The sequence below is a fragment of the Actinoplanes subtropicus genome (genome assembly GCF_000721705.1).
Taxonomy (GTDB): domain Bacteria; phylum Actinomycetota; class Actinomycetes; order Mycobacteriales; family Micromonosporaceae; genus Actinoplanes; species Actinoplanes subtropicus.
Genome location: NZ_JOJL01000001.1, coordinates 276,590 through 299,633, shown reverse-complemented (window position 1 = coordinate 299,633; position 23,044 = coordinate 276,590). Strand labels below are relative to the sequence as shown.

The following is a 23,044-nucleotide window of genomic DNA, read 5'->3' as shown; positions in this document are numbered from 1 at the left end:
GCCCTTGCGCACAGTCAATACGCAGAGCCTATGGTGTTCCCCGTGAGTTGACGGGGAGGTGAACATGGCAACGCGGAAGTCGCGGACCGAGCGGCGGGCCGACCTGATCGAGGCGGCGCGGCGGGCCATGCTCCGGCACGGCGCCGACGGCGTGCTGCTCAACCAGGTCGCCGAGCAGGCCGGGCTCACCTCGGGCGCGGTGCTCTACCACTACCCCGACCTCTCCGACCTGCTGCTGGAGGCCAACCAGGCCGGTATGGAGCGGTTCTACGCGGCGAGGATGCGGCAGGTCGCCGGGCTGACCGACCCGGTGACGAAACTGGTGGTGACGATCCGCTCGGGCCTGCCGGTCGACGCCGACGACGTCGATGTCCGCCTGCTCTGCGAGCTGGGCGGCTCGGCCGGGCGCAACCGGGTCTACGCGGCGCTGCTGACCTCGCTCTACGACCGCCAGGTGTCGATGTACCAGACCATCCTGGAGACCGGCTCGGCGCGGGGCGCCTTCGCGCTGGCCGCCGATTCGCTGACCATCGGCCGCAATCTGGTGGCGTTGGAGGATGCGTACGGCTACCGGATCGTCGCCCGCCATCCGACACTGACCGCCGCCGAGGCCGCCGAGCTGATCCTCTCGTACGCCCGCCAGGTCACCGGCAATCCCCTCGAGGTCGCATGAACGTCCCGCCCGGATCGTCCGCCGCCCTGGTGGACGCGGTCGTCACCGGCCGCTCCCCCGACGATCTCGACCTGCGCGTCTATGTCCCGCTCGCGCCCGGCGACCGCACCGAGCGCCCGATCACCGTCGACCAGACCAACATCTCGGTGGTCGTCGGCGAGCGCGTGGTGGTGAAGTGGATGCGGTCCCCCGGCGACGCCCGCGCCCCGCGCCTGCTCGCCCACCTGGCCGCCGCCGGCTTCGCCCGGATGCCCACCCCGCACGCCGCCGCCCTCCGCAACGGGGAGCTGGTCGCCCTGGTCACCGCGTTCCTCCCGGCGGCCGAGGACGGCTGGGACTGGTGCACCGGCGACCTCCTGTCCTGGCTGGACGGCGGCCCACCCGCCGACTTCGCCCCGGCTCTCGGCACGCTCGCCGCCGAGTTGCACGCCGCGCTCGCCACCTACGACCCCACATCGACGATCGCCGCACCGACCGCCGCCGACACGCTCGCGGAGGCACTCGCCCACGATGACGACCCTTGGATCCGGTCGATAGCCCCGCTCATCGAAACCGACATTTCGCTTCTGTCGGATTACCGCTCACCGTCGCCGTCCCTTCACCTGCACGGCGACCTGCATGTCGGTCAGATCCTGCGCTACCGCGGCGGCCACCTGGCGGTGACCGACTTCGACGGCAACCCCACCAGGACCGCCCACCCCGAGCCGGCGGCCCGCGACCTGGCCCAGCTCCGCACGAGCGTCCTGCACGTGGCCGAGATCGCCAACCGCCGCACCGAGGGCCGCCACCGGCAAACCCTCCTCGGCTGGGGTCGCCGGGCCGCCGACGATCTCCTCGCCGCCTACCGCGCCGGCCTCGACGACCACGGCGTCCCGCACCTGCTCGACGAGAAACTCCTGCGCCCCTTCGAGGTCGAGCAGGAGTGCCGCGAACTGATCTACGCGGCCCGCTTCCTCCCCCGCTGGCGATACGCGCCGCTGGGCGTCCTCCGCTCCTGGTACGGGTGATCGCCGTGGATCCGGCACTGTTCCGAGCCGACCTGGAGGCCAAGCCGGCCACCCTGCGCGCCCTCGCCGCCCACCTGGCCACCCACCGCCCGTGGGAGTTCGTCCGCCGGGCCCGCCGGGTGATCTTCCTGGGCATGGGCAGTTCCCGGTACGCCGCCCAGGTCGCCGCCCGCCGCCTCCGGGTGGCCGGCCTCGACGCGTCCGCCGAGTACGCCTCGGCCGAGGGCACCCCGCCCCCGAGCGACGACTCCCTGGTAGTAGCGATCTCCGCCTCCGGCACCAGCCAGGAAACCCTCGACGCCGTCGCGGCTCTCCCGTCCTATGTGGCCCTGACCAACGAGCCCGACTCCCCACTTGCGCAAGCCGCCGCCCACACCGTCGTGATGCACGCCGGCGCCGAGCGGGGCGGCGTGGCCTGCCGCTCCTTCCAGCACACCCAGATCCTGCTGGACGCCCTGGTCGACCAGCTGACCGGCGGCGGTCTCACCCCGATCGTCGCGGCCGCCGAGGCCACCGACGACCTGCTGACCCGCCGCCCGGAGTGGCTGGCCCGCTGCGGCGACCTGCTCAAGGGCGACGGCGTCTTCCCGATCGCCCCGGTCGAGCGGATCTCCTCGGCCCTGCAGTCGGCGCTGATGTTCCGCGAGGGCCCGCGCGTCCCCGCGGACGGCTGCGAGACCGGCGACTGGTCGCATGTGGATGTCTACCTCACCAAGACCCTGCGCTACCGGGCGCTGCTCTTCCCCGGTTCCCGCTACGACGGCCCGGCCCTGGAGTGGCTGCACGGCCGCGGCTCGACGATCGTCTCGGTGGGCGGCGAGGTGCCGGGCGCGGCCCAGGTGGTCCGCTTCCGGCATGACGACGATCTGCGCGTACGCCGATGGACCGAAACCCTCGTCGCCGAGTTGGTGGCCGCCGAGTGGTGGGCCCAGGGCGCCGGGTAATCGCCCTAGAATGTCCTTCCGTGACCCGACGCGGATGGCTCGCCGCCCTCGCCCTGCCCCTGGCCCTGACCGGCTGCGGCGGTGACGCACCGGCCCCGCCCGCCCCGGCCGCCTCCGCGACGATCACCGTCACCAGCACGGCGTTCCGGGAGGGCGGCACGATCCCGGCCGAGTTCACCTGTTCCGGCGCGGGGCACCGCCCGCCACTGGCCTGGACCGGCGGGGGCGGCGCCGCGGCGTACGCCATCGTCGTGGTTGATCCGGACGCCCCGAGCGGGAACTTCTACCACTGGGTGGTCCTCGACCTGCCGGCCGGCACCACCTCGGTCGGCGACACGCTGCCCGCGAGCGCCCACGAGCTGAAGAACACCGGCGGCACGGCGGGCTGGACGCCGCCCTGCCCGCCCTCCGGCACCCACCACTACCACTTCACCGTGTACGCCCTGACCAAGACGATCGACGCTTCGTCCCTCGACGACGCCTTCGCGGCGATCGCCAAGTCCACCGCCGCCCAGGGCACCCTGATCGGCCTCGTGAGTCACTGAGCCGCCAACGCCTCCACCGGCGTCAGCCGGGCGGCCCGGATGGCCGGGTAGACGCCGGCCACCGCGCCGACCAGCACGGCGCCGCCCAGGCCCCCGGCGGCGGACCATGGCGGGATCGCCACCGGCCAGGACTGCCCGGTGGCGTACGCGAATACGGCGGTGACGCCCAGCGCCGTGCCCGCGACGCCGCCCAAAGTGGACAGCGCCACCGACTCGGCGAGGAACTGCAACCGGATCTGGCCGCGGTGGGCGCCCAGACCGCGGCGCAGGCCGATCTCGCGGCGGCGTTCGAGCACCGAGATGACCATCGTGTTGGCCACCCCCACGCCGCCGACCAGCAGGGACACGCCGGCCAGGCCGAGCACGAGCGCGCCGAAGGCGTTGGCCGCGGCGCGCTTGGCGGCCAGCGCGTCCGACGGGCGGCTCACTTGGACGAGACCGGGCAGCCGCGGGTTGACCGTGGCGGGCAGGACCGCTCGCACGTCCTCCACGGCGCTCTCCGCCGACCGTACATAGAGGACTGTCGGGTGGCCGTCGAAGCCGAGCAGGCGGCGGGCGGCGTCCCAGCCGACGATGACGGACTGGTCGAGGTCGGCGGCGAGCGGCACGGGCGCGAGGATGCCGGTCACGCTGAACCAGCGGTTCCCGATGCTGACCAGCGGCGCGGGCGCCCCGGCGGGCAGCCGGTCGTAGCCGAGGCGGGCCGCCGCGGCCGCGCCGAGGACCGCCACCGGGAAACGCTCGGTGGCGTCGGTGAGGAACCGGCCGGCGAGCAGCCGGCCCCCGACCGCCGGCAGCAGGTCGGTGCGGCCCGCCAGCACGGTGAGCCCGGAGCCGTCGTGCTCGTCGACGAGGTCGGAGCGGCGGACGATCGCGTGCACGTTGGCCACCGCGCTGACCCGGGTGACCGGGCCGATCCGGGTCACCATGCCGACCGCCTCGGTGGGCAGCGGCGCCGGCTTGTCACCCTCGGCGACCGGCTGCACGCGCAGCAGGTTGGTGCCGAGCGCGGCCAGCCGGGCGTCGAGGGCGCGGCCGCTCGACGCGGGGATGCCGGTCACCACGATCATCGTGGCGATCCCGATCGCGATGCCCAGCGCGGAGAGGGCGGCGCGGGCCTTGCGGGTACGGGGTCCGAGCAGCCCCAGCCGTACGACGTCCGCCGGGCTCAACCGCACGGGACACCGGCCTCGTCGGCGACCACTCGGCCGTCGCGGACGGTGATCCGGCGCGGCAGGCGGGCCGCGATCTCCCGGTCATGGGTGATCACGGCGATGGTCGCGCCGTCCCGGTTGAGGTCCGCCAGCAGGGCCAGCACCGCCTCACCGTTCGCCGTGTCCAGCGCGCCGGTCGGCTCGTCGGCCAGGATCAGCGCCGGGTCGATGACCAGCGCCCGGGCGATCGCCACCCGCTGCTTCTCGCCGCCGGAGAGCTGGTGCGGCCGGTGGCCGAGCCGGTGCGCGAGCCCGACCCGCTCGAGGGCGGCCGCGGCGAGCGGGCCGCGCCGGCGGGCCGGCACCCCCGCGTACACCAGGCCGGTGGCCACGTTCTCCACGGCGTTGAGCCCTTCGATCAGGTGGAACTGCTGGAAGACGAAGCCGAGGCGGCGGCCGCGCAGGTCGGACAGCCGGCGGTCGGAGAGCCGGGTGACGTCCTCGCCGCCGACCCGGACCGTGCCGCGGCTGGGCAGGTCGAGCGTGCCCATGATGTTGAGCAGGGTCGACTTGCCGGAGCCGGACGGGCCCACGACGGCCAGCAGTTCGCCGGCGGCGATCCGCAGCGAGACCCGGTCGAGGGCGGTGACGCCGCCCGGGTACTCGCGGGTGACGTCCTCGACGGCCAGCACGGTCGTCACGGGCTCGTCACCACCGTCAGGCCCTCGGCGATGCCCGGCCCGCTGACCTCGACCAGGCCGCCCGCGAAGACCCCGGTGGCGGCGGCGATCAGGGACCCGTCGGGGCGCTGCACGGCGTACCCGCCCTCGCGCAGCGCGACCAGCGCGCCGACCGGGACGGTGAGGACGTTCCGGCGGGCCGCGGTCGTGAAGCGGACCTGGACCGGCGCCGCGTCGAGCGAGGCGACGTCCTTCGTCGTGCCGGGGGTGATGGTGACGGTGACCTTCGGCGGCTCGTCCGAGTCGGGCGTCTGGGTGATCGTGCGGCTGATCGCGGTGACCGTGCCGGGTGTCTCGCGAGCGTCCGGCAGCGTGATCGTCACCCGGGCGCCACGGGTCACCGTGCCGGCGTCGACGGCGCTCATCGGCACCGTCACCACCCGGCTGGTCGAGGACAGCCGCAGGATCGGCCCGGCGGCCGGCGACCCGGGGTCGGCGTCGAGGGCGCTGACCCGGCCGGGCCCGCCGACCACCACGATCTGGCCCGGTTTCAGCGTTCCGGGGGCGGCGACGCCGAGCTTCGCCTGCCAGGACCTGAGCGCGGCGAGCAGCGACTGGTCGGCCGCGTCGGCGTGCACCGACCAGGTCGGGAAGCCGAGCGCGGCGAGGTTGCGGCGCAGTTGGAGCACGTCGCTGCCGACCAGGCCGGGCCGGTCGATGGCCCGGAACGGCGGGGTGTCGCCGTAGAACACGACGACCGGCTGGTCGTCGACCCGGTAGAGCCGGGTGCCGCGGGTGACCGGCGTGCCGACCGCGGGCAGGCGGGTGACCACGCCGGCGCCGGTGCCCTGCACCTTGCGGTCCGCGCCGAAGCCGAGCGTGCCGGAGAACAGCCGCTCGTCGGCGAGGTCGGCGCGCTTCACGGAGGTGGTGGTCAGGGACGGGGTGACGTCGGCCGCGACGGCCGGCGCCCGGCCCGGCCGCTCGGCGACGGCCCAGCCGCCGGCGGCGAGGGCGGCCACCACGGCGACGCCGGCCAGCAGGCTACTTCTTCTTGCCACCGAAGACTTCCAGCAGGCAGTCGTGCTCCAGTTGCGGCTCGTTGTCGGGCACCTTGGTGTCGGCGGTGTCATAGGTCCAGCTGCCCGGCTCGGTCGCGTGCACATTGAGGCCGTGGGCGCGCAGGCAGCGGACGTTGTCCGCCCACTGCGCGGCGAAGTTCGGGTTGGCGTTCGGGTCGAGCTCCACCGGCGGCAGCGGCTTCTTCGGGGCACACGCCGCGTACGCGGCCTTGGGCTCGCCGCTCTCGTCCAGGTTGTGCTTCGTCTTCCCGGCCACCGTCATGGCGTTCCTGTCCCGCGGCTTCTCCTTGACGCCGTGCTGGAACAGGCATTCCTGATACTGCTCGACGAGCTGGATCTGCTCCTCGTCGGTTGAGTCCAGCCGCCACCGGGTGCCCTGCTCCGGCCCCGCGGGGCCGCCCGACGCGGCACCGCCCGAGGCGGCGGTGGTCGGCGCGCCGCTGGTCAGGGTCGCGATCTTCGAGGCCGGCTGGGGCGCCGAGCCGCACGCGCCGAGCAGCGCGACGGCCGCCACCAGCCGGAGAATTCGGTATCGAGGCATGCCGGGAACTGTGTCGATCACTTGTCAGGAACCTGTTGTGATCCGGTAGTCCTCCCGTTCCCGGCCTGTGTGCCGCTCCCGGGCCGACCTAGACTCGCCGCCGTGGGTGCCTATGTGCTGGTCGCCGAGGACGATCCGAAACAGGCCGAGCTGGTCCGGCGCTACCTCGAGCACGAGGGGCACGCCGTGGCCGTGGTCGGCGACGGCCGGGCCGCCCTCGAGGAGGTCCGTCGCAACCCGCCCGACCTGCTCGTGCTCGACGTGATGATGCCACGCGTCGACGGCCTCGACGTGTGCCGGGTGCTGCGCCGCGACAGCGACCTGCCGGTGCTCGTGCTGACCGCCCGCAGCACCGAGGACGACCTGCTGCTCGGCCTCGATCTCGGCGCCGACGACTACCTGACCAAGCCGTACAGCCCGCGCGAGCTCGCCGCCCGGGTGCGCACCCTGCTGCGCCGCACCCGGCCGGCGGCCCGCCCGGTCGATCCGATCCTGCGGGTGGGGACGCTGCAGGTCGATCCGGTACGCCACGAGGTGCGCGCCGGCACCGAGCCGGTGGCCTGCACGCCGGGCGAGTTCCAGCTGCTCCGGGTGCTCGCCGCCGAGCCCGGCCGGGTGTTCACCCGCGACCAGCTGCTGCGCCACCTGCACGGGTTCGACTCGTACGTGACCGCCCGCACCGTCGACGTGCACGTCATGAACCTCCGCCGGAAGATCGAGCCGGATCCGGGCCACCCGGTGCGGCTGCTCACCGTGTACGGCGTGGGCTACAAGCTGGCCGATGGCTGACCGGCGGCTGCGCGGCGGCCTCCTGGTGCGGCTGCTCGCCGTCTCCGTGCTGGTGTCGGTGCTCTCCGTGGCCGGCACGGCCTGGCTCGCCGTCCGCACCACGACCCGCGCCATCCAGCAGGAGCAGGGGCAGGCCCTCAGCGACGACGCCAGGATCTACGACGCGCTGCTCGGCTACGCCGCCACCCACCACGACTGGGCCGGCGCCGCGCCGCTGATGCGGTCGCTGGCCGGCGCCACCGGCCGCCGCATCGTGGTCACCGACCCCGACCGGCTCCCGCTGGCCCAGACCGCGGGCGGCACGCTGCCGGAGCGGCCGTCGGCCACCGTCGACCCGCTCGACGCCGGCGAGAACGCCGGCGAGAACGCCGGCGAGGACGCCGGTGAGAACGCCGCCGCCGACCGGATCGACCCGCGCGCGGTCGGGCCGTACGCGCTCACCGCCGCCGAACGTGCCGGCCTGCGCGCGATCGCCGACGAGGCGGTTGCCTGCCTGCGCCGGCCCACGGCGGAAATCGTGCCGGTACCCGCCGAGAAAAGCCGGCAGACAACCGCTCGGCCGGCCGGCGCGCCGGTGGCCGACGACGCCAAGGTGGTCGACCAGCCGAGCGGCCGCCCGCGGATCGAGGCCCAGGCCGGCGAGCTGGACGGCGCGAACGACTGCACGCCCCTGCTCGATCGGCTGGCCCAGCACACCGCCACCGAGCAGGCCGCGCTGCGCCGGCTCGACGACCTCTCCGGGACCTGCCTGCGCCGGCAGGGCTTTCCCGCCGTACGGACCGGGCTGAACGGCACCTGGACGAGCCGGTCCGCCATACAGGTCTCGGACGACTACCGGCGGGCCGTCGAAACGTGCCTGGCCAGTTCCCGCCGCGAGCAACTGGCCGCGTACGTCGCCCCGCCGGCCCTGCTGTTCGTCACCGCCCCCGGCGCCCGGCTCCCCGCCGCCGGCCTCGACCTGTCGGCCGCCGGCCGGGTCCGCATCGTCGCCGTCACCGGGATCGTGCTGCTCGTCGCGATCGGCGTGACCGTGCTGGTCGGCATGCGCCTGGTCGGGCCGCTGCGGGCGCTGACCGCCGCGGCCGTCCGGATGCGCGGCGGCGACGACGGCGCCCGGGTCCGGGTGACCGGGCGGGACGAGATCGCCGCCCTCGGCGCGGCCTTCAACGACATGGCCGAGCACCGCCGGCAGACCGAGGCGCTGCGCCGCGCGATGGTCGGCGACATCGCGCACGAGATGCGCACCCCCGTCACCAACATCCGCGGCTGGCTGGAGGCCGCCGACGACGGGGTGGTGCCGCTCGACCGGGAGCTGGTCAGCTCGCTGCTGGAGGAGGCGCTGCTGCTCCAGCACGTGATCGACGACCTGCAGGACCTCTCCGCCGCCGACGCGGGCGAGCTGCGGCTGCACCCGCAGCCGATCGACGCGGCCGAACTCCTGCACGCCGTGGCGGACGCCTTCGCGCCGGCCGCCGAGCGAAGCGGTGTCGCGCTGGCCGTCGCCGCGAGGTCGCACCCCCTGACGGCCGACCCGATCCGGCTGCGGCAGGCCGTCGGCAACCTGGTGGCCAACGCCGTGCGGCACACCCCGGCGGGCGGCCGGGTGACGCTTTCCCTCCGTACGGCCGGCGAAAGCCTGGCCATCGACGTGGCCGACACCGGCCCGGGAATCCCGGCCGGCCAGCAGGCCCTGGTCTTCGAACGCTTCTGGCGGCCGGAGAAGTCGCGCAGCCGGCAGACCGGCGGCAGCGGGCTGGGCCTGGCGATCGTGCGCAAGCTCGCCGAGGCGCACGGGGGCACGGTCGCCGTCGCCAGCGTCCCCGGCGAGGGCGCGACCTTCACGATCCTGCTGCCCTCGGCAACCGAGCGCTAGTCCGGGCTCTCCAGGAAGGCCCGCATCCGGCGCCGGGCGTGCTCGTTGTCCAGCAGCCCGATCTCCTGCTCGGCCCGCTCCCGGAGCTCGGCCTCCTCCCCGCCGGCCGTCCGCTCCTCGATCGCCCAGTACACATAGGTCTTGATCTGGTGGATCCGGGCGTTGTCGTCGGCCGACCCGATTGCCTGGAGCCCGAGCCGCATCTGGTCCCGCGCCTCCCCCGGCCGGCCGGCGGCGAACAGGAAGAACGCATAGCCGCGGTGGGCGAACAGCTGCTGGGTCGGCCCCTCCTCGCCGGCCGCGAGCAGCGCCTCCCGCCAGCTCTGATCGGCCTCGGCCGGATAGCCGGAGCGGCTGAGCGCGAACGCCAGCGTCCGGTACTCCGGGCTGGTGATGTCGTGCAGCCGGTTCCGCAGCAGGAAGGCCTGCACGGCGAGCAGCTCGGCCCGGGCGTTCACGAAGGCCGCCTCGTCCCCGAACTCGAGGGCGGTGGTCGGATGGCGGTAGGCGAGGCGCAGATTGTTGAGATCATCGACCAGGGTGGCGAAGCGTAGCCGCTCAGCCCGGCGCGCCGCGCCGCGCCGCTCGAGGATGCCGTAGAGCGAGACCGCCAGCGCGGCGAGGCTGATCAGCACCACCCCGGCCTGCACGCACTCCAGTCTATGGAAACTTTCCATAGCCGTACATCTATGGATGTTTTGACATTAGCCGGATCTCACCTCCGACCGGCATGCTGGGCACCCGCCGAGATTCCTACGCGATCATCGGGTCGTTCCGGCCGAGAAAGCCGGGCCGGCTCGGGCGGTGCAGCAACGTAACGGCCTTCTGCACACCGAGGTGGGGATGACTTTCCAGCCAGCGGGAGTAGCGCGGCCGGTGCGCCACGATCTCCAGATACGCCTCCGTCGCGAAGCCGAACACCTCCGCCGCCGGCCCGGCCGCCGGCCCCTCCGGATCCCAGCCCAGCAGATGCCGCCAGCGCAGCGGCACCCCGCGCAGCGCAACGGCGACCACGCCGGGCGCGGACCGCACGGTGCCCTGGCACAACGCGATCGCCCCGCCCGCGGCGACCAGGTCGAAGGCGCTGCTGGCGTCGATCTCGGTCGGCGTGCGCGGCGCGAAGCCCTCCCGGGCGCAGGCGGCCGCGAAGCACTCGCTGAAGCACCCGTCGCCGGGCGCCGTGATCCACTGCTCCCCGGCCAGCTCGCCCAGCCCGACCTCGTCCCGCCCGGCCAGCGGATGTCGCTCGTTGAGCAGCACCCAGACCGCGTCGACGGAGACGACCTGCCAGGTCAGCCCGGGCGGCAGCCCGCCCGGCGGGGTGGCGCACGCGCCGAGCACGACGTAGTCGAGGCGGCCCTCGACGGCCATCCGGGCGACCTCGTTCTCCGACCAGGTCGAGTGGATCGACACCGGGCCGCCCGGGTGCGCGTCGTTGAGCCGGCGCACCAGGCCGGCCACGATCGGCCCGTTGGTGGCGCCGACCCGGTAGCGGGCCGGGCCGCCCGCGGTGATCAGCTCGCTGGCCTCGTCGCGCAGCCCGGTGACCGCCGGGATCAGCACCCGGGCGCGGGCCAGCACGAGATCGCCGAGCGGCGTCGGAAGAACGCCCCGGCGGTCCCGGGTGAACAGCGCACCACCGAGAATGCGCTCGATGCGCTGCAGTTGTGTGGTGAGCGCGGGCTGGGCAAGGCCGAGCGCGGCGGCAGCCTTTGTCACGCTGCCGGCCTCGGCGATGGCGAGCACGATTCGTAAGTGCCGCAACTCCAGCTCCACATACGGAACCTAGAGTCGCCACCGGCCACTCCGAAAGTCTTTACAGGTTAATTTCGGCCATCTGAGCCCGCGAATGGGCGAACGACGTTCGGTGCCCGGGCTGCAACGCCCCGTGAGGGGCGTTGCAGCTTCCGTTAGACACCGGATGCGAAGTTGACTTTGTGTGAGCACTTCCCATCCGAGCGTGCCTATCGGTAGGCTCTCCGATCAGGAAAGGTCAAACTCGCCATCCTTGGCCGAGCCCACGAAGGCGGTCCACTCCGCCTGCGTGAACATGAGAGCCGGGCCCTGCCGGTCCTTGCTGTCACGGACGGCGACGGCGTCGTCGAGGAACGCGACCTCGACGCAGTTGTTGCCGCCACTACCGTTGCTGCGGCTGCCCTTCTTCCAGACAGCGCCGTTGAGATGGTGCGCGAGCATGCTCAAGCACCCCCCTTCACCTATTCGCTTGTCTCGGAGCCCTACGCGACCAGAAGGCTCTCGATCATCTTGATTGTCTGGCGATGGTCGAGCGCCTTCGCGCTCAATCGCTCGAACTCACTCCGGTAACGAGCAACCTCGGCCGGTTGCTCCTCGTAAGAGTCTCCCGCAAGACCTTCAAGATATACAACATCCAGATGGGTGGTTTCGGGCCTGGAAATCCCATGGTTCATCTGCGCGTCCACCCCTTGGAACTCCAATAACGCCACCGGTCCACCGAGGAACCCGTGTTCGCCCGAACCGAACGGAAGTATCTGTAGGCTCACATTCGGTAATTGAGCCATTTCTATTAGATGCCGAAGCTGTTCCGCCATCACTTCCGGGCCGCCGACAATACGGCGAACGACCGATTCGTCCATCACCGCGGTGAACTCCAGCGGGCGGCGCTCGGTGAGCCGGCCCTGACGGGTGATCCGCAGCCGCACCCGGCGGTCGATCTCGTGCGGCGGATCGTACGAGCGGCCGGTGTTCATCAGCGCCCGGATGTACCGCTCGGTCTGCAGCAGACCCGGCACGATCACGGGTTCCCAGGTGAGCATCGACGACGCGCCCGCCTCGAGGCCGACGAAGTTGCCCGGCCGGATGACGTCGCGGTAGTCACTCCACCACGTGCGCTCGCGCGACATGCGCGCGAGCTCGACCAGCGCGTCCCGGTAGGCGTCGTCCCGGACGTGGTAGAGGTCGAGGAGGTCGCGCACGTCCCGGGCGGTCACCGCGACCCGGGCGGTCTCGATCCTCGTGACCTTGGCAGCGTGCCACTCGAAATGGCGGGAGACATTCTCCTGCGTCAATCCTGCGGCTTCTCGGCACCGCTTCAGCTCCGCGCCTAGTCGGCGCCGTCGCAGCGTCGGGCCCTCATCAACGGACACCTGGACTCCCCTTGGCCCTACAGGTTTCCTCAGGTCACCGATCTTACGACCGGTGTGCTCATGATCCAACGTGGACCGAGGCCCGGAAGGGCTGAACAAGAAGTCTAGTACTTCTTGTATTGACCTTGCGGTTGGGTACATGATGCGCCGGACATCGAGTTATCACGTGATGCACAGACAGTGATCAATCACAACTTGGGTCTACTTGGGTACTAAGGGGCGTGGCAGGCGTGTTGGCTGACCAGTACTTCCTGATCGCACACCAGGACCGCACCGGCCGTTCTCGGCTCCACCCACGGGCGACCGGTCTCGGGCTGGCCGCGGCGCTGCTGGGGGAACTGATCCTCGAGGGACGGATCGGGATCGCCGACGGCGACCTCATCATCCTCGACCGGCACCCACCGGCGGACGCGTTGGCGCACGACATTCTAGACCTGCTGATAGCCCAGCAACGGCACCGTGAGGTCCGTACCTGGCTCGCCTTCCTCTCGCAGGATGCCGAGATCCGGGTCGGCGAGCGCCTCGTGCGCCTCGGTGCGGTCGACCTGATCACCCGCCGGCGGATGCTCTCCACCGAGGTGGTCTACATGCCGAACAGCCCCGAGCAGCGGAACGCCGCGGCCTGGGCGCCGGCCCGGTTGGCCAATCTTCTCGTCCGGGGCATCGAGCTCAGCCTCACCGACCGGGTGCTGGTCGGCCTCGTGGCCGCCACCGGCCTGACCAGGCATGTGCTCTACGACTTCGAGATGCACCGGCAAGCATTCCAGTCCCTGCCGAGCGCCGTCGACGCGCTGCCCGGCGACCTACGGGACCTCATCGAGTACACCGAAGCCTCCGTGGGCTCGGTGCTGACCGTCGGTCGGCGGTGAGTGCCAACGGGCGTCACCACCTCCGGCGAAACAACTTCGACCAATGGGCCGGGAGGATGTTGATGACGCAGAAGGACCCCTTCGAACCAGACATCGTGGCACGGGCGCTGGCCAAGAACAGGCTCGGCGTCCCGTCCGTGGTGTTCTTCGGTGTGGCCGGCGCCGCGCCGCTGACCGTGATCATCGGAGCGATCTCGGCCACGTACGCGATCATCGGGAGCACCGCCGTCCCGATCGCCTATGTGGCGGTGGCCGCGATCCTCTCCCTGTTCACGGTCGGCTTCGTGGCGATGAGCCGGCACATCGTGAACTCGGGAGCCTTCTACTCCTATATCAGTCACGGGTTGGGCCGCATCGTCGGCGTCGGCGCCGCGTTCGTGGCCCTCCCGGCGTACTCGGTGATGCAGATCGGCCTCTACGGCCTGTTCGGCGCGGCGGCGGCCAACATCCTCGCCGCGTTCGGCGTGGTCACCCCGTGGTGGGTGTGCGCGATCGCGGCCTGGCTGATCGTCACCGTGCTCGGCCTGCTCTGGGTCGACCTCTCCGGCAAGGTACTGGCCGTGCTGCTGGTCCTGGAGATCAGCATCGTGCTCATCTACGACCTGACCATGGTCAGCCACCCGCACAACGGGCACATCACCTTCTCCTCGTTCAGCCCGGCACCGCTTCTCACCCCGGTCGCCGGCTCCCTCCTCGTGATCGCGATCGCCGGCTTCGTCGGCTTCGAGGCCACCGTGGTCCTCTCCGAGGAGGCGAAGGACCCGAAGCGCACGATCGCCCGCGCCACCCACTGGGCCGTCATCATCGCCGCCTTCATGTGCAGCATCTCCGCCTGGGCGATGGCCGTCACCACCGGCCCGGAGAACATCGCGGCGACCGCCGGCGAGCACCAGACCGACCTGGTCTTCTTCCTGGTCGGCAAGCACCTGCCGACACCGCTGATCGACCTCGGCTACCTGCTCTTCCTCACCAGCGTCTTCGCGGCGCTGCTCGCCTTCCAGGCGGCGGTCGCCCGCTACCAGTTCGCGCTCGGCCGCGAGGGCGTGCTGCCCTCCGGATTCGGCCGCACCCACCCGCGCACCGGCGCGCCGCTGGCCGGCTCGATCACCCAGAGCATCATCGCGATCATCGCGCTGAGCCTCTACGCCGTCTCCGGCCTCGACCCACTCGTCTACCTGTTCGCCTGGATGAGCACGATCGGCGGCCTCGGCGTGCTGATCCTGATGTGGGCGACCTCCGCCGCCGTGATCGGGTTCTTCGCCCGCGGCCGGCGCCGGGAGAACGTGTGGCGGGCCTTCATCGCGCCCTTCCTCTCCTTCCTCCTGCTCTCGGTGGTCCTCACCGCTACCGTGATCGGCTTCGGCGAACTGCTCCAGGTCGACGGCAGCTCGCCGTTCCAGTGGCTGATCCCGGTGCTCTACTGCGGCGTCGCGCTGATCGGCTTCTGCTGGGCCGGGATCATGCGAGCCGGGCGGCCCGAGGTCTACGCGCAGATCGGCCGCGGTGCCGACGGCCGAGTCAGCCTGCTGACCGACAACGACTTCCCCAAGCCGCTGCACGCCGACCCGGTCGGTGCTCGGAGCTACCCCTATTGACAAGGACGGCCCCAGCGATGTCGTACGCCGTGAGAGATCAGGTGATCCGGGACCTGGCGCCGGTGGGCGCGCCCGACATCGCCGGCTTGATCGCCGTGGCCATGCACGACGGCCGGGTGGCGCGGTGGATGCAGCCGGACGCGACGGCTCGGCACCGCGGCAGCTACGACTACTTCGCGATCTTCGTGGAGCACGCCCTCCGCTTCGGAGACGTGTACACCACGGCGGAGGGCGACACCGGCCGGCTGACCGGTGCCGCCCTCTGGCTACCGACGACGACCGCGGTGCCGGCACCGCTCGACTACGACCGCCGGCTCAAGGAGGTGGCCGGCGACGCCTACGACCGGGCGTGCCTGCTGGACGCGGCGCTCGACGCTGAGCACCCGGCCGGCGGCCACCACTACCTGGCATACCTGGCCGTGCGCCCCGATCGGCAGGGACGCGGGCTCGGCAGCACACTGCTGCGCCGGCATCACCGCCGCCTCGATGCGGCGGGACTGCCGGCCTACCTGGAGGCGAACGACCCTCGTAACCGCGACCTCTACCTCCGGCACGGATACCAGGTCCGGTCCGTGATCGACCTACCCGACGGGCCACCCCTCTGGTGCATGTGGAGGCCGCCGATGGACTGAGACCTACTTACGCGGCGGACGGGAACTCGTACAGCCAGTAGGACTGCTGGTCGATCCGGTTGAACCGCATGCTCTCCGAGTTCCGGCTGATCATCATCCGGAAGACCCGGGACATGTGGCGGACATCGTCGTTGTAGGAGCAGATGTCCAGTCCGACCAGCCCGTTCTGGATGGAGACGACCAGGTACATCTGCTCCACCATCTGCGCGAACGCCTCGCGCCCCTGGTGTTCCGGGCTCACGGCAATGAACCCGATGTACCAGATCTTGCGAGCCGCGTAGTGCTCGGGCCAGTGCCGCTGGAAGTACTGCGGCGAGATCAGCGGCACCGCGTCCAGGTCGTTGGTGTACGTGGTGATACCGGCAAGCGTGCCGTCGTCGGTGAGCGCGAGGTACTTGTCGACGCGCGGGTCACGCATCACCTCGTCGAACTCCGACTTGTACATCATGTGGCGCTGGACCGCGAGAGTGTTCAGCTCTTCGAAGCAGTCCTGGTAGAGCTGCCATGCAGCGCTGTGCAGATCTTCGTCGATGATCTGGTCGACAACCTTGATAAGCATGTTCTGCTCCCCCGCGGGCTGGCAAGACCCGCTTGTCCACACTCATACAGATCAATGATCTACTGGTGACAGAGTACGAACAGTGACGGTGCAAACACAATGCGTGTTCACCAAAATTAATGTGCCAATGTCATCGAACGACCGTCGAATGCCCGGTATCTGTGCAACTTGCGCGACCCCGGGGGAATTCGAATGATCAAATGTGCGCCGCCGGCCGCCGATGGTGGCCGGCGGCACCGTGCCGCCCGCGAATCTACCGGTATCGCTCCGTCCCTGCTAGACCGTGGTGTGCCAAGCTGATCACGCACGGTCCGAATCGGACACGACCGGGCATCGACCCGCGTTTGTGCTGCGCCCCGGAATCGCATTTTCGGCCGCGCTTCGTGAACTGCACCGCGAGTCCAGTACTCGAAGGACTACGCATCTGCGTACTTAATTCGGTGACAGTTATCGCCATACGCTGTCCCGCGTCGTTGGACGAACGAAGGGAGTACGCATGCAAACTCGTCCACGCTTACTGGTGGCCGCCCTGGTGGCCGCCCTGCTCGCGGTCGGCGCGGCCCTGGTCGCCCCGGCCGGCCCGGCCTCCGCCGCGTCGATTCCCGGCATGGTGCTGACCTCGGCGACGGCGACCCTGCCGCCGGAACTCACCCCGCTGGCCACCGGCAAGCGCATCACCTACGTGACCACCGACGTCAACGGAAACCTGATCACGGCGACCGGCCTGATCATGACCCCGAAGACCAACAAGGCGAGCCGGGTGGCGGCCTGGGCGCACGGCACGACCGGCCTGGCCGACCAGTGCACGCCCTCGACCAACCAGAACGTCTTCTGGCCCGAGGCGCGCACCGCGATCGCCGCGCTGCTCGGCAAAGGCTTCACGGTCGCCGCGCCCGACTATCCCGGGCTGGGCACGTCGCAGTCGCACCCGTACCTGATCGGTCCCAGCGAGGCGCGCTCGATCATCGACGCCGTCAAGGCCGCCCGCAACCTCGACGGCTACCTCTCCACCAGCTACGTGATCGACGGCCACTCGCAGGGCGGCCAGGGCTCGCTGTTCGCCAACCAGATGGCCACCGCGTACGACGGCAACCTGGTCCTCAAGGGCTCCGCGAGCATCGCCCCGGTCTCCAACGCCGCCACGCTCGCCCCGCTGATCCCCGGCACGCCGAACCAGGGTTACCTGGTCATGGGCCTCTACGGGCTGCAGACGGTGGACTCGTCGTTCAGCGCCAACTCGGCGCTGGCCCCCACGGCGAAGACGAAGACCTCGGTCCTCAACACCGGCTGCCTCAACGAGATCCTGGCCGCCTACCAGAACCTCACCGCATCGCAGCTGCTGGTCGGCGGCGCGCTCCCCGACTCGGTGATCGCCAAGCTGGACCACTGGGACAGCCCCGCCCAGACCACGCCGACCGCGCCCATCCTGCTGATCCAGGGCACGGCCGACGAATCGGTCCCGGCCTTCCTCACCGAGATGCTGGTCGACGAGCTGCACGCCTATTCCCAGCCGGTCACCTACCAGGAGATCGACGGCGCAACCCACGACTCAGCCGTGATCGATTCGGCGGATACGGTCGCTACCTGGCTGGCGGGTCGTTTCTGAATTCACCACCACCCGCACGTACGCGTGGCGAGTCCCACGCGGAACAGCGGCCGCCCCGCCTCTTCAACGCGACCACCTGCATCCCAGGCCGTAGCGCGCGTCTCGCGTGTCTGCGTTCCCCAAGACCTCACGCGAAAGTCGCGTCACGGCCTTGTTTTGCAGGCGATCGCGGGGAGAGGCGGGGGCGGCCGCTGTTCCGCGTGGGAGCCGTGACGCGTACGCCCAGAAGGTTTTAGGCGGCCGGGATGTGGGTGGGCTTGGTCAAGCGCCGGCTGGGGGCGGCTGCGGTTGAGCCGCGGACCACGAGCTCGGCCGGGAAGATGTACTCGGAGCGGGGGGCGGCGTGGCCGTTGATCTCGTCTACCAGGGCTCGGACCGCGGCGTTGCCCATGGCGGCCACCGGCTGACGCAAGGTCGTGAGGGGCGGGTCGGTGAAGGCGATCAAGGGGGAGTCGTCGAAGCCGACCACCGAGAGGTCGCGGGGGACGGTGAGGCCGCGGCGGTGGGCGGCCCGGATCGCGCCGAGGGCCATCAGGTCGGAGCCGCAGACCAGGCCCGTCACCTGGCGGTCGAGCAGCTGGCCGGCGGCCACCTCGCCGCCCTCGACGCCGAACAGGGTCAGCGCGACGAACTCCTCGGGGGAACGGTGATCGTAGCCGGGGACGTGCCGGCGCATCGCGTTGTGGTAGCCCTCGAGCTTGCGCTGGACGGCCCGGAAACGCTCGGGGCCGGAGACGAAACCGATCCGCTCGTGGCCCAGCGCGGCCAGATGCGCGACCGCGGACTCGGCGGACTGTTTGTCGTCGCAGGAGATGAACGGGGCCGCGATGCCCTCGGCGAAGCCGTTGACGAAGACGATCGGCATCGGGCGGTCGATCAGCCGCTGGTAGCGCTCGTGGTCGGCGGTGGTGTCGGCGTGCAGGCCGGCCACGAAGACGATGCCGCTGACCTGGCGGTCGAGAAGCATCTCGAGGTACTCGTCCTCGGTGACGCCGCCGGGGGTCTGGGTGCACAGCACGGGCGTGTAACCGGTCTGGGCGAGAGCGCTCTCGATGATCTGCGCGAAGGCCGGGAAGATCGGATTTTCCAGCTCGGGGACGATCAGGCCGACCAGGCCGGCGCTGCGCTTGTGCAGGCGCTCGGGACGCTCGTAGCCGAGCACGTCGAGCGCGGTGAGAACGGCCTGGCGGGTGTCGGCCGAGACCCCGGGGCGGTCGTTGAGGACGCGCGAAACCGTCGCCTCGCTGACGCCCGCCTGCCGGGCGATATCCGAGAGGCGTGCACGCATGCGGTCACAATAACCCTTCGCCTATGCCGATGCGCTCGGCTGAGCCGCAGGCCACGCCGGTCGTGGCCACAGATGCCACGACCGGCGTGTCGCGCTCCTACTTCCAGGTGTCGCTGGTGCTGTACGCGGAGGAGGTGCCGGTGGAATATGTCCGGTTGCTCCCGGACTCCCAGGTGACGTTCCCGGACGCGTCCTTCTTGATGTACTTGTACTCGAAGCTGGTGCTCTGCGGAACGATCACGAGCCGGCTCCAGGTCGGGTAGGCGGCCGACGAGAGCGGGATCGCCGCCGAGGTGTCCCAGCTGCCGAGGGCGGCGATCGAGCCGACCACGTAGACGTTGGTGCCGGTCGTGGTGGTGGCGGTCTCGTCGAAGGTGACCGAGGTGGCCGACGCGTTGGCGACGTTCCAGCTGTTGTTGCAGGTCACCGCCGCGGTGCCGGTCGTGGTGGTGCGGTTGGCGTTGCTCTCCCAGGTGACGTTGCCGGACGAGTCCTTCTTTATGTACTTGTACTCGATCGCGGTGTTGGCGGGCAGGTTCACCGAGCCGGACCAGATCGGGTAGCCGGCCGAGGAGAGGGCCACCGCGTTTCCGGTGTCCCAGCTGCCGAGGGCGGAGACGTTTCCGACGACGTAGACGTTGGTGCCGGAGGTGGTCGTCGCGTACTCGTTGAAGGTGGCCGCCACGGTGGCGGGGGTGGTCGTGGGGGCCGTGGTCGGCGTGGTCGTCGGGGCCGTCGTCGTCGAGCCGCCGCCGGAGATCGCGTTGACGTCGAGGCCGACCGCGCTGTTCGCCGGGATGGTCACCGAGGCGGTGCCGCCGGAGACCGTCACCGCGGTGCCGGCGCAGCCGGTCGAAGTCGCGCCGCCGGTGATCACGTCGCAGTAGGTGCCGTTGGCCAGGCCGGTGGTGTACGTGGCGGTCGACGCGCTGCCGGAGGCGTTGATCCCGATCCAGCCGAGCGACCCGCGGTGGAACCCGATGATGTTCGCGGCGGTCGCGGTGAAGTCGGCGACCGTGGTGACCGACTGGGTCGCGTTGTGCCAGGCGACCATGCCCTTGATCCCGGTCGACTGGGTCTGGCACTGCCACGCGCCGCTGGTGCAGCTGGTGTCGGTGACGAAGCCGTTGGAGTCGGCCGGCGGGGACTGCCCGGTGCTCGAGGTGGAGAAGGTGAAGCCGTCGTAGATGAACGGCTTGCCGTACGGGTAGGCGAGCAGGAAGTAGTTGGCCAGCGTGTACTTCGTGCCGTCCTGGTACCGCAGGGTGGTGCCGTCCCGCTCGAGGTCGTGGTTGGTGACCATGGCCGCGGTCTGGGCGCTGGTCGCGTCCAGGCTCCAGGACGGGATGCCCGACAGGTTGTTCAGCGTGCCGTTGGCGAACTGCGTCTTGAGGCCGTACGCGTACGAGAAACCAAGCACGTCGCCGTTCGCGGTGAAGGCGGCCGGCTGCAGCTGGCTGTTGGTCGACCCGGTGAAGATCTCCTGCGCGATGTACGGCGTCCTGCCCTCGGCCGTGGTGGTGTTGAGCAGCGCCTTGATCGCGGCGAAGTCGGCCTGCGCGATGTGCTTGGCGGCGTCCACCCGGAAGCCGTCGACGCCGAGCCCGATCAGATCGTTCAGGTACGCGGCGATCTTGGCGCGGACCGTGGTGCTCTGCGTCTTCAGGTCGGAGAGCGAGAGGAGCATGCAGTTCTGCACTTCGGAGACGTCGTTGTAGTCGTCGATGACGCCGTCGGAGTCGTTGCAGTAGCCGTCGCCCGGGTGGTGGAAGTCGTCATAGGTATAAGGCACCGCCGGGTATGTGTAGCCGGTCGGGTTGAAGGTCGAGCCGCCGTACGTGGTGGTCAGGGTGTTGTTGGAGCCGGCCGTGTGGTTGACCACGGCGTCCACATAGACCCGGACGCCGGCGTTGTGGCAGGCGGTGACCATCGCGGAGAACTGCGCCCGGGTGCCGAAGCGGCTGGTCAGGTTGTAGGAGACCGGCTGGTAGACCTCCCACCACGGGTGCGCTCCGCTGTCGCTGGTGGCGAGGCTGACCGACTCGGCCGGCGGGGCGACCTGGACGGCGCCGTATCCGGCCGGGCCGAGCTGCGTGGCGCAGGCGGTGGCGACCGAGTTCCAGTTCCACTCCCACAGGTTGGCGGTCACATCGGAGTTGTTGAGGGTGACGGCGGCGCTCGCGGTCATGGTCTGCGCGGTGAACGCGAACAGCGCGCTCGCCGCCAGCACGACCGCGGCGCCGGCCGCGCGGAGGCTTCGTTTCATGGCGCTCCCTTGGGGACCCTGCTGAGGGGAGGACGGTTACGACGAGGATGCTCGATTGTTTCAAATGCGTCAATAAGTTTCTGAAAGATCTTGCAGAGCCTGTACGTCCCCTGTGGAACCGTCCTGGTGGATACCCCTGGAAGGAGCTTGCAAAGATCACCGCATGGGCGGCGCCTCGTTCGTGTAGCCGGTCGACTCGAACACCTGGTAGCTCAGCAGCGTGTCGCCGTGCCAGGACTCCTGGGCCAGCGCCTGCCCGTCGGCACCGTCCACGATCAGCCGGGTCTCGCTGCCGTTGCGGAGATAGCCGACCGCCGTGCCGGCCCGGCCGTGCTGATCCAGCACCGCGCCGAACAGCCGGACCTCGGGCAGGTCCGCGAGCATCCGATAGGTCGCCGCCCGCACCGCCGGGCGCACCGGGAGTTCGGTGACCAGGGCCTGCCCGGCGACGAACAGCAGATAGTCGGCCGGCCCCTCGGCGGCGGTGTCGAGCCGGGCGAGCAGCCACTTCCGCAACGCCGCCGGGTCGCTCGGCAGCGCGGCCAACTGCTTCATCGTGACCGGGGCACCGGCCAGCCACAGCCCGACGGCGCCGGCCGGCGCCATCTTGACCCCGCGCGGGCCGCCGGCCATCGTGATCACGACGTCGCCCTGCCGCCACTGCCGGGGCGACCCGTCGGCCTTCCAGGCCTCCTCGTCGGCGGCGCCGACCGGTCGCGCGCCGAGCATCCGGGCGACGACGGCCCCCGCGGCGGCCTGCTGGCCGGTGGGCAGCCAGCGCTCCTCGGAGATCTTTCGCAGGATGGCGTACGGACGGGAGGCCGGGCCCACTTCGAGGCGTTCGCCCTGTTCGATGACGATACGCCAGTATCGGCCGTTCGAGCTGTCCTGCGTGGTTTGCTCGGCCGCGGCGAGGAGCAGAGCGCGGGCGGTGGCCGGCGCGGGCGTGCCGGTCCTCGTGCCGGTAGTCGTCCCGGTCGCGGACGGGGTCGAGCCCGGCTCGTTCGTCCGCGCAGCGACGCCCCCGACGATCACCGCACCGGCGACGGCGAGCGCGGTCGCCGCCACGAGCCGGCGACGCGACGCCGGCCGGGCGACCGGCCGTTGCGGGTGGGCCATGATCGAGGCGGGGTCGGGGCGGGTGTCCTCGTTCTCGTCGAGGCGGGCCGGGCGGCTGGACGCCACCATGCGGATCAGGTCGTTCATCGGGTGTGCTCCTGGAGGGGAAGGGTGATCTCGACTTGACGGGCGTCCAGGGCCTCGCGCAATCGCTTGCGGGCCCGATGCAGCCGGACGAAATAGGTGGCCACCGAGCAGCCGACCACCTGGGCGGCCTGCCGGGGCCGCAACCCCTGCCAGGCGACCAGCGTGATCAGCTCACGGTCGTGCTCGGTGAGGGCGCCGAGGGCGGCGAGCACCGCCACCCGCTCGGCCACCCCGTCGGCCGGGTCGTCGCCCGCCTCGGTCACCCAGGCGCGCAGCTCGGCGGCCAGGCTCGCCTGCCGGGCCTCGTCGCGATACCGCTCGCGGATGACATTGCGGGCGACGCCGAGCAGCCACGGCAGCGGCCGCGGCGGCACCACGTCGAGCCGGCGCCACGCCACGAGGAACGTGTCGCCGACGATGTCGTCCGCGAACTGGCGGCCGGCCCGGCTCACCGCGTACGCGTACACCTGGGCCCGGTGCTCGTCGTAGATCGCGGTGAACCTTCGTTCCGGGTCGGATTCGGTCACGTGCTCCTGCTCCTTGGTCCTGGAAGGTACGCCGTCACGAGGTAGTGCGCGGGGGGCCCGGTTTCTTACCGCCGCTTCCTCAG

At 71.1% G+C, this 23,044-nt stretch carries 23 protein-coding genes; 10 read left to right on the top strand and 13 right to left on the bottom strand.

The features are described 5' to 3' along the window. The first annotated feature begins 64 nt into the window (after positions 1 to 64). From IH26_RS0101410 to IH26_RS0101395, 4 genes are read left to right on the top strand one after another with little or no spacing between them, the layout of a single operon-like run. Positions 65 to 673, top strand: a complete 609-nt coding sequence (locus IH26_RS0101410) for a TetR/AcrR family transcriptional regulator (RefSeq protein WP_030434233.1) — start codon at positions 65 to 67, stop codon at positions 671 to 673. Further along, positions 670 to 1,680 (top strand): aminoglycoside phosphotransferase/kinase family protein, encoded by a 1,011-nt coding sequence (locus IH26_RS0101405; protein ID WP_051807215.1) that lies wholly within the window; start codon positions 670 to 672, stop codon positions 1,678 to 1,680. Before IH26_RS0101410 ends, IH26_RS0101405 begins: the two co-directional genes overlap by 4 nt. Before the next feature lie 5 nt (positions 1,681 to 1,685). Then, on the top strand, positions 1,686 to 2,624 hold the full coding sequence (locus IH26_RS0101400) for an SIS domain-containing protein (protein ID WP_030434231.1): 939 nt from the start codon (positions 1,686 to 1,688) through the stop codon (positions 2,622 to 2,624). 20 nt (positions 2,625 to 2,644) lie between these two features. Continuing rightward, positions 2,645 to 3,169 carry a YbhB/YbcL family Raf kinase inhibitor-like protein gene (locus tag IH26_RS0101395; protein ID WP_051807213.1) on the top strand — a complete coding sequence of 175 codons (525 nt, stop codon included), beginning with the start codon at positions 2,645 to 2,647 and terminating at the stop codon, positions 3,167 to 3,169. Here the strand turns inward: IH26_RS0101395 and IH26_RS0101390 are convergent. The 4 genes from IH26_RS0101390 to IH26_RS0101375 are packed head-to-tail and all read right to left on the bottom strand — an operon-like array spanning position 3,163 to position 6,626. Beyond that, on the bottom strand, positions 3,163 to 4,347 hold the full coding sequence (locus IH26_RS0101390; RefSeq protein ID WP_030434229.1) for an ABC transporter permease: 1,185 nt from the start codon (positions 4,345 to 4,347) through the stop codon (positions 3,163 to 3,165). The genes IH26_RS0101395 and IH26_RS0101390 overlap by 7 nt on opposite strands. Then, the gene (locus IH26_RS0101385) at positions 4,338 to 5,024 is read right to left on the bottom strand and encodes an ABC transporter ATP-binding protein (RefSeq protein ID WP_030434228.1); all 687 of its coding nucleotides are present in this window, start codon (positions 5,022 to 5,024) and stop codon (positions 4,338 to 4,340) included. Before IH26_RS0101385 ends, IH26_RS0101390 begins: the two co-directional genes overlap by 10 nt. Then, positions 5,021 to 6,064, bottom strand: coding sequence for an efflux RND transporter periplasmic adaptor subunit (locus IH26_RS0101380; RefSeq protein WP_030434227.1), 1,044 nt, complete (start codon positions 6,062 to 6,064; stop codon positions 5,021 to 5,023). The genes IH26_RS0101385 and IH26_RS0101380 overlap by 4 nt, the downstream gene beginning before the upstream one ends. Next, complete coding sequence (locus tag IH26_RS0101375) at positions 6,048 to 6,626, bottom strand: hypothetical protein (protein WP_051807210.1); 579 nt, start codon at positions 6,624 to 6,626, stop codon at positions 6,048 to 6,050. The genes IH26_RS0101380 and IH26_RS0101375 overlap by 17 nt, the downstream gene beginning before the upstream one ends. A 102-nt stretch (positions 6,627 to 6,728) precedes the next feature. On the opposite strand from IH26_RS0101375, the gene IH26_RS0101370 reads away from it, so the two are divergent. Both IH26_RS0101370 and IH26_RS0101365 read left to right on the top strand, forming a co-directional pair. After that, a complete protein-coding gene (locus IH26_RS0101370; protein WP_084598537.1) occupies positions 6,729 to 7,415 on the top strand; it encodes a response regulator transcription factor in 687 nt (228 codons plus the stop codon). Continuing rightward, entirely contained in the window at positions 7,408 to 9,288 is a 1,881-nt protein-coding gene (locus tag IH26_RS0101365) for a sensor histidine kinase (protein ID WP_030434224.1), read from the top strand. The genes IH26_RS0101370 and IH26_RS0101365 overlap by 8 nt, the downstream gene beginning before the upstream one ends. On the opposite strand, the gene IH26_RS0101360 is transcribed toward IH26_RS0101365, so the two are convergent. The 4 genes from IH26_RS0101360 to IH26_RS0101345 all read right to left on the bottom strand — a co-directional run bounded on the left by IH26_RS0101360 (position 9,285) and on the right by IH26_RS0101345 (position 12,413). Then, positions 9,285 to 9,938: a hypothetical protein gene (locus IH26_RS0101360; protein WP_030434223.1), complete on the bottom strand. Its 654-nt coding sequence runs from the start codon at positions 9,936 to 9,938 to the stop codon at positions 9,285 to 9,287. The two genes, IH26_RS0101365 and IH26_RS0101360, sit on opposite strands and share 4 nt — an antisense overlap. A 103-nt stretch (positions 9,939 to 10,041) precedes the next feature. Continuing rightward, positions 10,042 to 11,064: a LysR family transcriptional regulator gene (locus tag IH26_RS0101355; protein WP_051807208.1), complete on the bottom strand. Its 1,023-nt coding sequence runs from the start codon at positions 11,062 to 11,064 to the stop codon at positions 10,042 to 10,044. A gap of 207 nt (positions 11,065 to 11,271) precedes the next feature. Continuing rightward, a complete protein-coding gene (locus IH26_RS0101350; RefSeq protein WP_030434221.1) occupies positions 11,272 to 11,484 on the bottom strand; it encodes a DUF397 domain-containing protein in 213 nt (70 codons plus the stop codon). A gap of 41 nt (positions 11,485 to 11,525) precedes the next feature. Further along, positions 11,526 to 12,413 (bottom strand): helix-turn-helix domain-containing protein, encoded by an 888-nt coding sequence (locus IH26_RS0101345; RefSeq protein ID WP_030434220.1) that lies wholly within the window; start codon positions 12,411 to 12,413, stop codon positions 11,526 to 11,528. A 230-nt stretch (positions 12,414 to 12,643) separates the two neighbouring features. Here IH26_RS0101345 and IH26_RS0101340 point away from each other — a divergent pair, with 230 nt between their 5' ends. From IH26_RS0101340 to IH26_RS0101330, 3 genes are all read left to right on the top strand, one after another. Then, positions 12,644 to 13,282: a GOLPH3/VPS74 family protein gene (locus IH26_RS0101340; RefSeq protein ID WP_030434219.1), complete on the top strand. Its 639-nt coding sequence runs from the start codon at positions 12,644 to 12,646 to the stop codon at positions 13,280 to 13,282. A 62-nt stretch (positions 13,283 to 13,344) separates the two neighbouring features. After that, complete coding sequence (locus IH26_RS0101335) at positions 13,345 to 14,877, top strand: APC family permease (protein WP_245664864.1); 1,533 nt, start codon at positions 13,345 to 13,347, stop codon at positions 14,875 to 14,877. 17 nt (positions 14,878 to 14,894) lie between these two features. Further along, entirely contained in the window at positions 14,895 to 15,509 is a 615-nt protein-coding gene (locus tag IH26_RS0101330; protein WP_030434217.1) for a GNAT family N-acetyltransferase, read from the top strand. A gap of 7 nt (positions 15,510 to 15,516) precedes the next feature. Here IH26_RS0101330 and IH26_RS0101325 read toward each other — a convergent pair whose 3' ends face one another. Beyond that, positions 15,517 to 16,068 carry a GNAT family N-acetyltransferase gene (locus IH26_RS0101325; protein WP_030434216.1) on the bottom strand — a complete coding sequence of 184 codons (552 nt, stop codon included), beginning with the start codon at positions 16,066 to 16,068 and terminating at the stop codon, positions 15,517 to 15,519. Between the two features lie 496 nt (positions 16,069 to 16,564). On the opposite strand from IH26_RS0101325, the gene IH26_RS55320 reads away from it, so the two are divergent. Then, on the top strand, positions 16,565 to 17,674 hold the full coding sequence (locus IH26_RS55320) for an alpha/beta hydrolase family protein (RefSeq protein ID WP_030434215.1): 1,110 nt from the start codon (positions 16,565 to 16,567) through the stop codon (positions 17,672 to 17,674). 232 nt (positions 17,675 to 17,906) lie between these two features. Here IH26_RS55320 and IH26_RS0101315 read toward each other — a convergent pair whose 3' ends face one another. From IH26_RS0101315 to IH26_RS0101300, 4 genes are all read right to left on the bottom strand, one after another. Continuing rightward, a complete protein-coding gene (locus IH26_RS0101315; RefSeq protein ID WP_030434214.1) occupies positions 17,907 to 18,962 on the bottom strand; it encodes a LacI family DNA-binding transcriptional regulator in 1,056 nt (351 codons plus the stop codon). A gap of 97 nt (positions 18,963 to 19,059) precedes the next feature. Beyond that, positions 19,060 to 21,228, bottom strand: a complete 2,169-nt coding sequence (locus IH26_RS0101310; protein ID WP_034213185.1) for a carbohydrate-binding module family 20 domain-containing protein — start codon at positions 21,226 to 21,228, stop codon at positions 19,060 to 19,062. A gap of 156 nt (positions 21,229 to 21,384) precedes the next feature. Then, positions 21,385 to 22,434 (bottom strand): CU044_5270 family protein, encoded by a 1,050-nt coding sequence (locus IH26_RS55315; RefSeq protein WP_030434212.1) that lies wholly within the window; start codon positions 22,432 to 22,434, stop codon positions 21,385 to 21,387. Further along, on the bottom strand, positions 22,431 to 22,961 hold the full coding sequence (locus IH26_RS0101300) for an RNA polymerase sigma factor (protein ID WP_030434211.1): 531 nt from the start codon (positions 22,959 to 22,961) through the stop codon (positions 22,431 to 22,433). The genes IH26_RS55315 and IH26_RS0101300 overlap by 4 nt, the downstream gene beginning before the upstream one ends. Between the last annotated feature and the right edge of the window lie 83 nt (positions 22,962 to 23,044).